Genomic DNA, 13,253 nt, shown 5'->3' with positions numbered 1-13,253 from the left:
TCAAGAGGCCTGGTCGCCGCGGCGGGGCGTGGGCACAGTTCACCTCCGGCCCGCATCGATGTGAGGAGGACCACTCATGACGCCGATGGTGCGCCTGGCCGGGGTGAACAAGCACTTCGGGGACCTCCACGTGCTGCGCGAGATCGACCTGGAGATCGCTCCGGGAGAGGTCGTCGTCGTGCTCGGCCCGTCGGGGTCGGGCAAGTCGACGCTGTGCCGCGCGATCAACCGGCTGGAGCCGATCGACGAGGGCACGGTCGAGATCGACGGGAAGCCGCTGCCCGCGGAGGGCCGCGACCTCGCCGCGCTGCGCAGCGACGTGGGGATGGTGTTCCAGCAGTTCAACCTGTTCGCCCACAAGACCATCCTGGAGAACGTCACGCTCGCGCCGCTCAAGGTGCGCAGGACCTCGAAGGCGGACGCCGAGCAGCGGGCGAGGACCCTGCTCGACCGGGTCGGCATCGGCAACCAGGCCGCCAAGTACCCGGCCCAGCTGTCCGGCGGTCAGCAGCAGCGCGTGGCGATCGCCCGGGCGCTCGCGATGGACCCGAAGGTCATGCTCTTCGACGAGCCGACCTCCGCGCTCGACCCGGAGATGGTCGGCGAGGTCGTCGAGGTGATGGCCGACCTCGCCCGCGACGGCATGACGATGGTCGTGGTCACGCACGAGATGGGCTTCGCCCGGCGGGCCGCGCACCGCGTGGTGTTCATGGCCGACGGCGAGATCGTCGAGGACTCCACCCCGGACGCCTTCTTCGCCCGCCCCTCCTCGGACCGGGCGCGCGACTTCCTCGGCAAGATCCTCACCCACTAAGGAGATACGGACATGAGACGCGTCGGCGTCATCCTGGTGGCCCTCGCCGCCCTCGTCCTCGCCGGCTGCGGCCGCGAGGGTGCACCCGGAGCGGCTCCGACGGAGCAGCTCAGCTACCCGGTCGCGCAGAACGTACAGGTGCCGGGCTCGGCGACCTTCGCGAAGATCCAGCAGGCCGGCCGGATCAAGATGGGCGTCAAGAACGACCAGCCCGGCCTCGGCGTGCAGGACCCGACCACGGGGCAGTACACCGGCTTCGACATCGAGATCGGCCGCATGATCGCCGCCGGCCTGGGCGTCCCGGCCGACCGCATCGACTACGTGGTCGTCCCGTCGGCCGCCCGCGAGGACGCGATCTCCCGCGGCGACGTCGACTACTACGTCGGCACGTACACGATCAACGACAACCGCAAGCAGCGCGTCGGCTTCGCCGGGCCCTACTACCTCGCCGGCCAGGACCTCCTCGTCCGCGCCGACGACCCGTCGATCACCGGCCCCACGACCCTGCAGAACAAGCGGGTCTGCTCGGTCACCGGCTCCACCCCGATCCAGCGCGTGCGCCAGCAGAACCTGACCCAGCCGCAGAACGTGGTCGAGTTCCAGAACTACTCGCAGTGCGTGGACCAGCTGATCGCGGGCCAGGTCGACGCCGTCACCACCGACGACGCGATCCTCAAGGGCTTCGCCGCCCAGGACCCGCAGCGGCTCAAGGTCGTGGGCCAGGTCTTCTCGCAGGAGCCCTACGGCGTGGGCGTCCCGCGTGACGACGTCGCCTTCCGCAACAAGGTGAACGACCTGCTCCAGCAGGCCGAGACCGACGGCACCTGGCAGCGCATCTACGACGCGACGCTCGGGAAGTCGGGCACGCCGGCCACCCCGCCGGCGATCCAGCGGTACTGATCGTTCGGTGACGACGGGGCCCGGTGCGAGCCGGGCCCCGTCGCGAGCGGAGGTCTGACATGAACGTCCTGATCGACAACCTCGGCGAGTTCGGCACCCGCTTCCTCGGCACGATCGAGCTGTTCGTGCTGTCCGCGATCGCGTCGCTGGTCCTCGGCACCGTGCTCGCGGCCATGCGGGTCAGCCCGGTGCCCGCGATGCGGATCGCGGCCACGGCCTACGTGACGCTGCTGCGCAACACGCCGCTGACCCTGGTCATGTTCTTCTTCGCGCTGGGCTTCCCGCGCCTGGAGATCGTCGACCTCTCCTACTTCACCCTCGCCGTCGTCGCCCTGTCGCTCTACACCGCGGCGTTCGTCTGCGAGACGGTGCGCGCGGGGATCTCGACCGTGCCGCCCGGCCAGGCCGAGGCCGCCCGCGCGCTCGGGCTCGGGTTCGGGCAGTCGCTGACCCTGGTGATCCTCCCGCAGGCGATCCGGGCGGTCGTCCCGCCGCTGACCAGCGTGCAGATCGCCCTGATCAAGAACACGACGGTGGCGGCCGGGTTCTCGGTGGTCGAGGCCGGCGGCATCTACTCGACGCTCTCCGAGCGGGGCTACTCCACCCTGGTGGGTCTGCTCTGGGTGGCCCTCGGGTTCATCGTCCTGATCACCCCGATGACGCTGCTGCAGCGCTCGCTGGAGCGCCGCTGGGCGGCGTCGTCGGGCGGAGTCCGAGTGGGGGCCCGATGAGTGCACCGACCGCCGTCCTGTTCGACGTCCCCGGCCCGAAGGCGCGGGCCCGCAACGGCGTCCTGGGCGTCGTCGCGGTCGTCGTCGTCGCGGCGCTGCTCGCCTTCGTGATCGTCCGGCTGGCCGCGACCGGCCAGTTCGACGGCGCGGTGTGGGAGTGGATCCTCTACGAGAACATCCAGCTCGCCCTGCTCGAGGGCCTGGGCAACACCCTGCGGGCGTTCGCGGCCGGCGCGGTACTGGCCCTGGTGTTCGGGGCGGTGTTCGCGCTCGGGCGGCTCTCCGACCACGCGTGGGTCCGCGGGATCTCGACGGCGGTCGTGGAGTTCTTCCGGGCCGTCCCGCTGGTCGTGCTGATGTTCATCTTCTACTTCGGCATGCCGTCCGTCGGGGTCACGGTCTCGACCTTCACCGCGGTCGTCGTCGGCCTGACCCTCTACAACGGGTCGGTGCTCGCGGAGATCTTCCGCTCCGGGGTCCAGGCCGTGCCGCGCGGGCAGTCGGAGGCGGCGTACGCGCTGGGGATGCGCAAGTCCGCCGTCATGCGGTTCGTCCTGCTGCCGCAGGCGATCCGGTCGATGCTGCCCACGATCGTCAGCCAGCTCGTCGTGCTGCTCAAGGACTCCGCGCTCGGGTTCCTGATCCTCTACCCGGAGCTGCTCTACCAGGCCCGGGTGCTCGGCTCGTCCGGTCAGCTCGGCCGGCCGCTGCTGCCGGTGGCGTTCGTGGTGGCGGTCGTCTACATCACGCTGTGCCTGCTGCTCACCCTGCTCGCCAACCGGCTGGAGGCCCGCACCCGCCGCTCGGCGGCCGCCACGCCGGTCCCGGTCGACGGGGGCGCCTGAGGTCGGGCCAGCTCACCGGGCCAGGTCATCGGGCCAGGTCGAGGACCTCGTCGAAGCCCGCGGCGAGGTCCTCGGCGAACCCGTCGAGGTCGGTGATCGCGGCCGCGTCCAGGTTCGCGGCCACGCAGCAGGCGTCGCCGTGGGTGATCATCGCGATCATCGCCGCGCACCCGGGCAGGGGCGCGAACGGGTAGCTGCGCCGGATGCGGGCCCCGGCGAGGTAGACCTCGCCCTGCAGGCCGGGGATGCTGCTGGCCTGCAGGTCGTTGGCCCCGGTGGTGCTGCCGCCCGCGCGGGCGACCACCGCCCCGGGCAACCGGATCAGCAGCGGCGCCACGACCTCGACGCTCTCCAGTGCCGGTTCGGCGCGCGCCGCCCGGACGCGCTCGTGGACGTCGGCGATGCGCGCCGCGGGGTCGACGAGGCCGACCGGCGCCGAGAGCCGGGCGGGCGCGAAGTGGTTGCCGCCGGCCTCGTGCTCCTCGCGCCGCACCGACACGGGCATCGTCACGGGCATGAGCCGTCCCGGGGGCAGCGGGTCCCCGCACCGGGCCGAGTAGCGGCGGAACGCGCCGAGCAGCGCGGCGACGTAGGCACTGTTCACCGAACCGCCGGCGGCCCGGCCCGCGGCGCGCAGCTCATCGAAGGGCACGTCGAGGGTGCGGAAGCGCCACGACGGGCTCCGATCCGCCAGGACCGCCAACGGCGCGGCGGGCGGCGGCGAGAGCACCCGGACGGCCGAGGCGATGTAGCCGAGGGCGTCGCGGACCGCGCGGTCGGGCCGCGTCGCCGCGAACGCCAGGACGCCCCGGGCGGCGCTGCCGAGCAGGGCGAGATCGGTGGCGGCCTGCCGGGCCAGGGCCCGGCCCGGACCGAGCGGGGCCGCCGCGGGGGCCGCGGGCTGGGGCTTGTCCGGCGTCGGCGCGCGGGTGCGCGAGTGCAGCCCGGCGAGCAGCTGGGCGATCCCCATGCCGTCGGAGAGCACGTGGCTGAGCTTGAACAGCAGCGCGGCTCCGCCGTCGGGCAGCCCGCCCACCACGGTCGCCTCCCACAGCGGCCGGGACGGGTCGAGCGGGGTCATCGCGACCTGCTCGGCGAGCTCGAACAGGTCACGCTCCCCCGCGCCGTCGTGGAGGCGGAGCCGGCGCAGGTGGTAGTGCAGGTCGAAGTCGGGGTCCACCGACCAGAACGGCGTGCCGGCGCCGAGGAAGGGCGCGACGATCCGTTCCCGCAGGCGGGGCACCACCCGGGAGGCCCAGTCGGTCGCGGCGACCATGCGGTCCCAGTCCGGGGCGCGGTCGAGGATCTCGACGACGACCACCGTCGAGCGCATCCGCGGGTTCGCCTCGACCCGCCACATCAGGGCCTCGAACCCGGTCAGCTCCGCCGACCGGGACCACAGCAACCGGCCGTCGGGGCCGCGCGGCGGCGCAGGATCGACGCTCACGCGGCCCCCTCCCGGGTCGTCAGGTGCCGACGGGGCCGATCGAGTCGGCCGGCAGCGGCGAACCGTTGTCCGGGCCGGCGTCGTCGAGCGAGCGCTTGCCGGTGGCGTCCTTGCGCTCCAGGTCCTCCCGCTTGAAGATCTTGCGCCCGAGCCACACCAGCGGGTCGTACTTCGTGTCGACGACGCGCTCCTTCATGGGGATCAGCGCGTTGTCGGTGATCTTGATGTGCTCGGGGCAGACCTCGGTGCAGCACTTGGTGATGTTGCAGTAGCCCAGCCCGTGGTCCTCCTGGGCGGCGTCCTTGCGGTCGCGGACGTCGAGCGGGTGCATGTCGAGCTCGGAGACCCGCATCAGGTAGCGCGGGCCGGCGAACTCCTCCTTGTTCTCCTCGTGGTCACGCACCGCGTGGCAGGTGTTCTGGCACAGGTAGCACTCGATGCACTTGCGGAACTCCTGCGGCCGGTCGACGTCGACCTGGCTCATCCGGTACTCGCCCGGCGCCAGGTCCTCCGGCGGGGCGAAGGACGGGATCTCGCGCGCCTTGACGTAGTTGAAGTCGACGTCGGTGACGAGGTCCCGGATCACCGGGAACGTCCGCAGCGGCGTGATCGTGACCGTCTCGGCCTCGTCGAAGGTCGACATTCGCGTCATGCACATCAGCCGCGGGCGGCCGTTGATCTCCGCCGAGCAGCTGCCGCACTTGCCGGCCTTGCAGTTCCAGCGCACCGCGAGGTCACCGGCCTGGGTGGCCTGCAGCCGGTGCACGATGTCGAGGACGACCTCGCCCTCCTCGACGTCCACGTCGAACGGCTGGAGCGCGCCCTCCCCGGAGGAGTCGCCGCGCCAGACCTCGAACTTCGCCCGGTATCCCATGGCTCACATCCCCTGATCCGCGCGGTGGGCGCCGAGCTCGTCACCGGTGTAGTACTTCTTCAGCTCGTCGAGCTCGAACAGGTCGAACAGGTCGGACCGCATCGCCGGCTGCGGCTGGTGGGCCAGCTCCACCTGCGGGCCCTCGGGGCCGTCGACCAGCGAGCAGTTCAGCAGCTCCCGCCGCCAGTTCTCGTCCATCGCCGGGTAGTCGTCGCGGGTGTGCCCGCCACGGCTCTCCTGGCGCTCCAGGGCCGCCATCGCGATGCACTGGCTGACCATGAGCATGTTGCGCAGGTCCATCGCGAGGTGCCAGCCCGGGTTGTAGGCCCGGCCGCCGGTGACGCCGACCCGCGGGATCCGGTCGCGCAGCTCCGCGAGCCGCTTGAGCGCCATCTCCATCTCGTCGGCCCGCCGGATGATGCCGACGAGGTCGTTCATCGTCTGCTGCAGCTCGGCGTGCAGCGTGTAGGCGTTCTCCTCGCCGCGCACCGAGAACGGCTTCTCGGCCTCGGCCAGCGCCGCGTCGACCCCCTCGTTCGTGACGACGGGTGTGCCGGCCAGGCCGTCGAGGTAGTCCGCGGCCCCCGCACCCGCGCGGCAGCCGAAGACCAGCAGGTCGGACAGCGAGTTGCCGCCGAGCCGGTTCGAGCCGTGCATGCCGCCCGCGACCTCACCGGCGGCGAAGAGCCCGGGGACGATCGTGGACGCGGAGTCCGGGTCGACCTCGACGCCGCCCATGACGTAGTGGCAGGTCGGGCCGACCTCCATCGGCTCGGCGGTGATGTCGACGTCCGCCAGCTCCTTGAACTGGTGGTACATCGACGGCAGACGCTTGCGGATGAACTCGGTGGTCCGGCGGCTCGCGATGTCGAGGTAGACCCCGCCCGACGGCGACCCGCGGCCCTCCTTGACCTCGTTGTTGATCGCCCGGGCCACCTCGTCGCGCGGCAGCAGCTCGGGGGGCCGACGGTTGTTGTCGGCGTCGTCGTACCAGCGGTCGCCCTCGTCCTCGCTGGTCGCGTACTGCTCGCGGAACACGTCGGGGATGTAGCGGAACATGAACCGCTCGCCCTCGGAGTTCTTGAGGACGCCGCCGTCGCCGCGCACGGACTCGGTGACGAGGATGCCCTTGACGCTGGGCGGCCAGACCATGCCCGTCGGGTGGAACTGGACGAACTCCATGTTGATCAGGCGGGCGCCGGCGCGGAGCGCGAGGGCGTGCCCGTCGCCGGTGTACTCCCAGGAGTTGCTGGTGACCTTGAACGACTTGCCGATCCCGCCGGTCGCCAGCACCACGGCGGGGGAGTGGAAGCACAGGTACTCGCCCGTGGGGCGGCGGTAGCCGAAGGCGCCGGCGATGCGGTCGCCGTCCTTGAACAGCTCCGTGACCGTGAACTCGTGGAAGACCTTCAGGTCCGACTCGTAGTCGCCGGTGCGGGCGTGGTCCTCCTGCTGCAGCGAGACGATCTTCTGCTGCAGGGTGCGGATCAGCTCGAGGCCGGTGCGGTCGCCGACGTGGGCGAGGCGGGGGAACTGGTGCCCGCCGAAGTTCCGCTGGCTGATCTTGCCCTCGGGCGTCCGGTCGAACAGGGCGCCGTAGGTCTCGAGCTCCCAGACGCGCTGCGGCGCCTCCTTGGCGTGCAGTTCGGCCATGCGCCAGTTGTTGAGGAACTTCCCGCCGCGCATGGTGTCGCGGTAGTGGACCTCCCAGTTGTCGCGGGGGTTCGCGTTCCCCATCGACGCGGCGATCCCGCCCTCGGCCATCACCGTGTGCGCCTTGCCGAACAGCGACTTCGACAGGATCGCGACCCGCTTGCCGCGCATCCGCGCCTCGATCGCGGCGCGCAGACCCGCGCCGCCCGCGCCGATGACGAGGACGTCGTAGGTGTGGTGGACGACGTCCGGCATGCTGGTGTCGGCCATCAGTTCACGATCCTCAGGTCGGAGATGGTGCCGCTCGCGACGAGCATGATGTAGAGGTCGGTGAGGATCAGCGTCCCGATGGTGATCCACGCGAAGAGCATGTGCCTCGTGTTGAGCGCCGAGACCCCCGTCCAGACCTTGTAGCGCACCGGGTGTCGCGAGAAGTGCTTGAGCCGCCCGCCGGTGATGTGCCGGCAGGAGTGGCAGGACAGCGTGTAGAGCCACAGCCCGATCACGTTGACCAGCAGGATGACGTTGCCGAGCCCGATCCCGAACCGGGCCGAGCCGTCCGGGGCGTCGCTCTGGAACGCCACCACCATGTCGTAGGTGTTGATCAGCGAGATCAGGAACGCCATGTAGAAGAAGTAGCGGTGCGCGTTCTGGAGGATCAGCGGGAAGCGCGTCTCGCCGGTGTACTTCCCGTGCGGCTCGGAGACGGCGCACGCCGGCGGCGACATCCAGAACGCCCGGTAGTACGACTTGCGGTAGTAGTAGCAGGTGAGCCGGAAGCCGAGCAGGAACGGCAGCGACAGCAGCGCGAGCGGGATCCACGGCGGGAACTCCGGCAGGAAGGTGCCGAAGTGGCTCGACCCCGGCACGCAGCTCGCCGAGAAGCACGGCGAGTAGAACGGCGAGAGGTAGTGGTAGTCCGCGACGTAGTACGCGGACCCCCAGAACGAGCGGATCGTCGCGTACACGACGAACGTCATCAGGCCGAGGGCGTTCACCAGCGGCGCGAGCCACCAGCGGTCGCGGCGAAGGGTTCGGGCCCGGATGTCGGCCCGGCCGGGGTTATCGGCCGAAGGCGCTCCGGGGTCGTGCGCTGTGGTGGTCACTCGCACCGGTCCTCGTCGACGGGGCTCGCGCGACGGCCGGGTCCGGCTGCTCGGACGTGGTGGAGAGCGCCTGACCACGGCGTCACGCCGTGTGGTGCGCAGCACACTACGACGCGGTGTTCCCGGCTGTCGTCCGGGTCACAGGTGATGTTGCCGTGATCCCCATCACCCGCTCGGTGGCGGAGCGTGACCCGACCGGTCAGACCTCGTCGTCGTCCGGGATCTCGCCGTCGAGCTCCGCCCCGCGATTGGCCATCTCGGTCCGGACCACCTCGTAGGCCAGGCCCGCGCCGTACCCCTTGCGGGCGAGCATCCCGACGAGCCGGCGGGCCGCGGCCTGCGGCTCCGCGCGGTCGAGCGACGGCAGGCGGCGCCGGACGAGCTCGACGGCCTTGGCCCGCTCGGACTCGGGGTCGAGCTCGTCGAGCGCGGCGTTCGCGACCTCGGTCTCGACGCCCTTGCGCCGCAGCTCCTGCGACAGCGCCCGCCTGCCCAGCCCCCGGTGGCGGTGCCGCGAGTCGACCCACTGCTCGGCGAACGCGGTGTCGTCGAGCAGCCGGACCTCCTCGAGGCGGTCCAGCACCGTGGCCGCCACGTCGTCGGTGACGTCGCGGCGGGCCAACTCACCCGCGAGCTCGGACCGGGTCCGCGCGCGGACGGTGAGCAGGTTCAGGCAGATGGTGCGTGCCACCGACTCCGGGTCGGCCGGCGGGTCGGGCGGGGCGTCCCGCTCCGGTTCCTCCCGGGCACGGCGTCGAGGCCGCTGCCCGAGCGCCATCAGAAGTCGACCGGGGCCGGGGCGGGCTCGGTCTCGTCGGCGTCGAGCTTCGGACCGACGCCGAGCTTCTCCTTGATCCGCTTCTCGATCTCGCCGGCGACGTCCGGGTTCTCCTTGAGGAACTTCCGGGCGTTCTCCTTGCCCTGGCCCAGCTGGTCGCCGTCGTAGGTGTACCAGGCACCCGACTTGCGGACGAGGCCCTGCTCGACGCCGACGTCGATCAGCGAGCCCTCCTTGGAGATGCCGTGCCCGTAGATCATGTCGAACTCGGCCTGCTTGAACGGCGGCGCGACCTTGTTCTTCACGACCTTGACGCGCGTGCGGTTGCCGACCGCGTCGGTGCCGTCCTTGAGCGTCTCGATGCGGCGGATGTCCAGGCGCACCGACGAGTAGAACTTCAGCGCGCGGCCACCGGTGGTGGTCTCCGGCGAGCCGAACATGACGCCGACCTTCTCGCGCAGCTGGTTGATGAAGATCGCCGTGGTGCCGGAGTGGTTCAGCGCGCCGGTGATCTTGCGCAGCGCCTGGCTCATGAGGCGGGCCTGCAGGCCGACGTGGCTGTCGCCCATGTCGCCCTCGATCTCGGCGCGCGGCACGAGCGCGGCGACCGAGTCGACGACGATGATGTCGAGCGCGTTCGACCGGATCAGCATGTCCATGATCTCGAGCGCCTGCTCGCCGGTGTCGGGCTGGGCGACCAGCAGGGCGTCGGTGTCGACGCCGAGTGCCTTCGCGTACTCCGGGTCCAGCGCGTGCTCGGCGTCGATGAACGCCGCGACGCCGCCCTGGGCCTGGGCGTTGGCCACGGCGTGCAGCGTCACGGTCGTCTTCCCGGAGGACTCCGGGCCGTAGATCTCCACGACGCGGCCGCGCGGCAGGCCGCCGACGCCGAGCGCGACGTCCAGGGCGATCGACCCGGTGGGGATGACGCTCACGGGCGCCCGGCCCTCGTCGCCGAGCCGCATCACCGAGCCCTTGCCGAACTGCTTGTCGATCTGCGCGAGGGCGAGCTCGAGCGCCTTGTCGCGATCCGGGGCCTGAGGCATTCGGGGTTCCCCCTCGGGACGGGTGTGGTCTTCGGCGACGACGTTAGGACAGGGGTCCGACAACGTCGTACGAGCTTCTCCGGCGGCTGTGGACAACTGCGGCGGCCGGTGCCGGTGGGGACGGCCGCCTACGGCGTTCAGAGTAGACGAACACGTGTTCGATCCCGAAGGGGGACACGCCGGTCACCGTCGCGAGACCGGCACGTCGAACTCGGCGCACACGGCGCGCCACACGTCGCGCGGTTCGTCGCCGTCCTCCAGCGCCTGTTCCACGGTGCGGCCCGCCAGGGCGGAGAACACGTGGTCCCGCGCGATCGAGGACGCCCGCACCGCACCGAACTCGTCCTCCATCAGCTGGCGGAAGTGGGTCAGGCGCACGCCGTCGAGGGTAGGTCCCGACCGGTCGTCGGGAACCAGCCCCTCAGGAGACGTCGAGGTGGCGCTCCCGGTCCCAGATCGCCGACCACGGCTCCTGACGGCCGGTGAGCAGCCACAGCTGCGTGCTGTCCGGGTCCCGGGCGTCGCCGAGCGTGGCCACCTGCCGGGCGGCGGCGAACGACCCCCGGAGCGGCCCCGGCCCGGTCCCGATCCAGAGCGCCGCGTCCAGCTCCTCCGACGGCGGGGCGAAGTACCCGTAGCTGCGGTTGAGCGAGTGGGCCCCCGGGGTCCCGAGCCGCGCCGAGTACACGTCGACGTAGGTCGCGTAGATGTAGGACTCGCCGACGATCGCCGTCCGGTCCCGCAGCCCCGCGGGCAGCGCCGCGTACGCCGCCGCCGTCCCGTCCGCGACCCGCTCGGGCACCTCCGGGCTCGCACTGCCCGCCCCGAGGTGCAGCACGACGGCCGCCAGCGCGACGCTCAGCACCGACGCCGGCCACGCCACCCACCGCCACCGCGTGCGCCCCGCCTCCCGGCGCCGCTGCAGGCCGACCGCCCCGGCCGCGGCGAGGAGCCCGTAGAGCCCGGCGAGGTAGTACGGCCGCCCGCCGGTCGCGACGAAGAAGACCCCGAGCGCCACCGTCGTCACCCCCAGGAACCGCAGGTCGGGGCGCCGGAGGAGACGCACGAGGCCGTAGCTGCCGAGCACGGCGCCGAGCAGGCCGGCCCCGACGACCATCTGGACGGCCACCCCGGGCCGGCCGCCGTAGAGGTACTCGGCCTCACCGGCCACGACCGGGCCCATGGCCAGCTGCGGCCACCCGTGCAGCGCCTGCCAGACCAGCGTCGGCGCGGCGATGACCGCGGCCAGCAGGACCCCCACCCACAGGGCCGGGCGCCGCAGGAGCGCCCGCGGGCCGCACACGGCGACCGCCACGACCAGCACCGCGCCCAGCAGCAGCACCTGGAACTTGGTCTGCGCCGCGACCCCCGTCACCAGACCGAGGGCGACCAGGAGCCGGTCGTCGCGCACCCGCACCCAGCGCACCACCAGCCACGCCAGTGCCAGCCACTCGACGGGCTCCAGCGCGTAGGACGTCAGCCAGTGCCCGTAGAAGGCGGCCCAGATCCCGGTGGCCTGCGCGAGGGCCGTGAGGGTCTGGGCGCGGCCGTCGCCCCCGAGCTCGCGGGCGATCAGGCCCGCCAGCAGCACCGCGCCCGCCGTCGCGAGGACCGCGGGCAGGCGCATCAGCCACTGCTGGTCCGGGGCGAGCGAGTCGGCCGCGGCGGCGAGCAGCGGCGCGACGGGGGGCTGGTCGGCGGAGCCCCAGTCGAGGTGGTGCCGGCCGATCGCGAGCATCAGCATCTCGTCGAACCAGCGGCCGTCGGCGAACGACAGCACGAGGTGGACGAGCCCGACGACGCCGGCGACGGCTCCGACGGACCTCGCGAGGGGCGCGACGCCCCACCCGGCGACGGGTCGGGGCGACTCGGGCGCGGACGTCTCGGTGACCATGACGACGAGCCTGGTCCGGGCGGGCCGGTCCGCGCCTCCGGTGTTCGTCCCCGGTCGGGTCGACCTTCGGCCATCGGGAGGTCGACCTTCGGACGAGGCGGACCGTCGGGGGGCGGCGCTACGGTCCGTGCCGTGACGGACACCGGTGCACGCCGTCGACTGGCGGACGTCGGCGCGCTCGCCGTCGCGCTGCTCGGCGTGTGGATGGTGCTCGGTCCCTACTCCCCCGTCGTCCCCGTCGAGGCACCGGCCTGGTGGTGGGTGGACCTCGTGGGCGGGCTGGTGGCGGCCGCGCTCCTCCTGGCCCGGCGCCGCGCCCCGCTCGCGGTGACGGTGGCCGTGTCCGTCCTGGGGCTGGTCGTGACGACCGCGTGGCTCGCCGGCCCGGTGGCGGCCTTCGCGCTCGCCCTCCGGCGGCCGTGGTACGTCGCCGCCGTCGTCATCGCCGTCTCCCTGGCGGCGAGCCCCCTCCAGTGGACGTTCCGCGCGCTCACCCCGGCCGAGTCGTCCTGGGGATCGCTCGCCTACGCCGCCGCGATCTCCGCGGCCGTGATCGGGACCGGGGCCGCGGTGCGCGCTCGGCGCCAGCTGCTGGACTCCCTGGTCGAGCGGGCCGAGCGGGCCGAGCGGGAGGCCGCCCTGCGGGCCGAGGCGGCGCGCACCGGCGAGCGCACGCGGATCGCCCGCGAGATGCACGACGTGCTCGCCCACCGGCTCTCGCTGGTGTCCATGCACGCGGCAGCGCTCGCCCACCGCCGCGGTGGCGGACGCTCGGTCGACCCCGCCGAGCTCGACGACGCGCTCGACGTCATCCGTCGCGGCGCGCAGGACGCCCTGGGCGACCTGCGGACGATCCTCGGGGTGCTCCGGGCCGACACGGACGAGCTGGACTCCGCCGGCCGGGCGCCCCAACCGACGCTCGCGGACCTCGACCGCCTCGTCGAGGGGGTCCGCGCCGCCGGGGCCGACGTGGCGCTGCACGACGACCTCGACGGCGGGGCCGCCGCCGTGCCCGCCGAGAGCGGGCGCACGCTCTACCGCATCACCCAGGAGGCGCTGACGAACGCGACGCGGCACGCCCCCGGCCGGCCGATCGAGGTCCGCCTGCGGGGGCGCCCCGGGGCCGACGCCGAGCTCGACGTCGTCAACCCGCTCCCGGTCCCGA

Annotated in this window: 12 protein-coding genes and 1 pseudogene; 5 read left to right on the top strand and 8 right to left on the bottom strand. The window is 72.6% G+C overall.

The window, feature by feature from the left end; genetic code table 11:
* Nucleotides 1-85 precede the first annotated feature (85 nt).
* Genes WCD74_RS09315 through WCD74_RS09300 form a run of 4 tightly spaced genes read left to right on the top strand, consistent with a single transcriptional unit; the run spans nt 86 to nt 3,290 of the window.
* On the top strand, nt 86-814 hold the full coding sequence (locus WCD74_RS09315) for an amino acid ABC transporter ATP-binding protein (RefSeq protein WP_337694782.1): 729 nt from the start codon (nt 86-88) through the stop codon (nt 812-814).
* A gap of 12 nt (nt 815-826) precedes the next feature.
* Nucleotides 827-1,714: a glutamate ABC transporter substrate-binding protein gene (locus tag WCD74_RS09310; protein WP_337694564.1), complete on the top strand. Its 888-nt coding sequence runs from the start codon at nt 827-829 to the stop codon at nt 1,712-1,714.
* A 59-nt stretch (nt 1,715-1,773) separates the two neighbouring features.
* Complete coding sequence (locus WCD74_RS09305) at nt 1,774-2,445, top strand: amino acid ABC transporter permease (protein ID WP_337694563.1); 672 nt, start codon at nt 1,774-1,776, stop codon at nt 2,443-2,445.
* A complete protein-coding gene (locus WCD74_RS09300; protein ID WP_337694562.1) occupies nt 2,442-3,290 on the top strand; it encodes an amino acid ABC transporter permease in 849 nt (282 codons plus the stop codon). Before WCD74_RS09305 ends, WCD74_RS09300 begins: the two co-directional genes overlap by 4 nt.
* A gap of 25 nt (nt 3,291-3,315) precedes the next feature.
* Here the strand turns inward: WCD74_RS09300 and WCD74_RS09295 are convergent, their stop codons facing one another.
* From WCD74_RS09295 to WCD74_RS09260, 8 genes are all read right to left on the bottom strand, one after another.
* Complete coding sequence (locus tag WCD74_RS09295; protein ID WP_337694561.1) at nt 3,316-4,737, bottom strand: wax ester/triacylglycerol synthase domain-containing protein; 1,422 nt, start codon at nt 4,735-4,737, stop codon at nt 3,316-3,318.
* 19 nt (nt 4,738-4,756) lie between these two features.
* Complete coding sequence (locus WCD74_RS09290; protein ID WP_337694560.1) at nt 4,757-5,611, bottom strand: succinate dehydrogenase/fumarate reductase iron-sulfur subunit; 855 nt, start codon at nt 5,609-5,611, stop codon at nt 4,757-4,759.
* A 3-nt stretch (nt 5,612-5,614) separates the two neighbouring features.
* Nucleotides 5,615-7,519, bottom strand: coding sequence for a fumarate reductase/succinate dehydrogenase flavoprotein subunit (locus WCD74_RS09285; RefSeq protein WP_337694781.1), 1,905 nt, complete (start codon nt 7,517-7,519; stop codon nt 5,615-5,617).
* A 14-nt stretch (nt 7,520-7,533) separates the two neighbouring features.
* On the bottom strand, nt 7,534-8,370 hold the full coding sequence (gene sdhC / locus WCD74_RS09280; protein WP_337694559.1) for a succinate dehydrogenase subunit SdhC: 837 nt from the start codon (nt 8,368-8,370) through the stop codon (nt 7,534-7,536).
* Between the two features lie 199 nt (nt 8,371-8,569).
* Complete coding sequence (locus WCD74_RS09275) at nt 8,570-9,148, bottom strand: regulatory protein RecX (protein ID WP_337694558.1); 579 nt, start codon at nt 9,146-9,148, stop codon at nt 8,570-8,572.
* Nucleotides 9,148-10,194, bottom strand: coding sequence for a recombinase RecA (gene recA / locus WCD74_RS09270; protein WP_337694557.1), 1,047 nt, complete (start codon nt 10,192-10,194; stop codon nt 9,148-9,150). Before recA ends, WCD74_RS09275 begins: the two co-directional genes overlap by 1 nt.
* Before the next feature lie 183 nt (nt 10,195-10,377).
* Nucleotides 10,378-10,572: a DUF3046 domain-containing protein gene (locus WCD74_RS09265; protein ID WP_337694556.1), complete on the bottom strand. Its 195-nt coding sequence runs from the start codon at nt 10,570-10,572 to the stop codon at nt 10,378-10,380.
* Nucleotides 10,573-10,615: 43 nt separating this feature from the next.
* Nucleotides 10,616-12,088 carry an ArnT family glycosyltransferase gene (locus WCD74_RS09260; protein ID WP_337694555.1) on the bottom strand — a complete coding sequence of 491 codons (1,473 nt, stop codon included), beginning with the start codon at nt 12,086-12,088 and terminating at the stop codon, nt 10,616-10,618.
* Between the two features lie 204 nt (nt 12,089-12,292).
* Between WCD74_RS09260 and WCD74_RS30040 the strand changes: the two are divergent.
* Nucleotides 12,293-12,904: pseudogene (locus WCD74_RS30040) on the top strand (histidine kinase dimerization/phosphoacceptor domain-containing protein); the annotation flags it as partial.
* Nucleotides 12,905-13,253: the final 349 nt, after the last annotated feature.

The organism is Actinomycetospora aurantiaca (genome assembly GCF_037401875.1).
In the GTDB taxonomy this organism is placed as follows: Bacteria; Actinomycetota; Actinomycetes; order Mycobacteriales; family Pseudonocardiaceae; genus Actinomycetospora; species Actinomycetospora aurantiaca.
This window is presented reverse-complemented; position numbering and strand designations above follow the sequence as displayed.

What these genes read in the sequence shown, in the direction of transcription:
- recA (WP_337694557.1), bottom strand. Translation starts at nt 10,194, where the DNA reads ATGCCTCAGGCCCCGGATCGCGACAAGGCGCTCGAGCTCGCCCTCGCG.
- WCD74_RS09310 (WP_337694564.1), top strand. Translation starts at nt 827, where the DNA reads ATGAGACGCGTCGGCGTCATCCTGGTGGCCCTCGCCGCCCTCGTCCTC.
- WCD74_RS09260 (WP_337694555.1), bottom strand. Translation starts at nt 12,088, where the DNA reads ATGGTCACCGAGACGTCCGCGCCCGAGTCGCCCCGACCCGTCGCCGGG.
- WCD74_RS09305 (WP_337694563.1), top strand. Translation starts at nt 1,774, where the DNA reads ATGAACGTCCTGATCGACAACCTCGGCGAGTTCGGCACCCGCTTCCTC.
- WCD74_RS09290 (WP_337694560.1), bottom strand. Translation starts at nt 5,611, where the DNA reads ATGGGATACCGGGCGAAGTTCGAGGTCTGGCGCGGCGACTCCTCCGGG.
- WCD74_RS09275 (WP_337694558.1), bottom strand. Translation starts at nt 9,148, where the DNA reads ATGGCGCTCGGGCAGCGGCCTCGACGCCGTGCCCGGGAGGAACCGGAG.
- WCD74_RS09300 (WP_337694562.1), top strand. Translation starts at nt 2,442, where the DNA reads ATGAGTGCACCGACCGCCGTCCTGTTCGACGTCCCCGGCCCGAAGGCG.
- WCD74_RS09315 (WP_337694782.1), top strand. Translation starts at nt 86, where the DNA reads ATGGTGCGCCTGGCCGGGGTGAACAAGCACTTCGGGGACCTCCACGTG.
- WCD74_RS09285 (WP_337694781.1), bottom strand. Translation starts at nt 7,519, where the DNA reads ATGCCGGACGTCGTCCACCACACCTACGACGTCCTCGTCATCGGCGCG.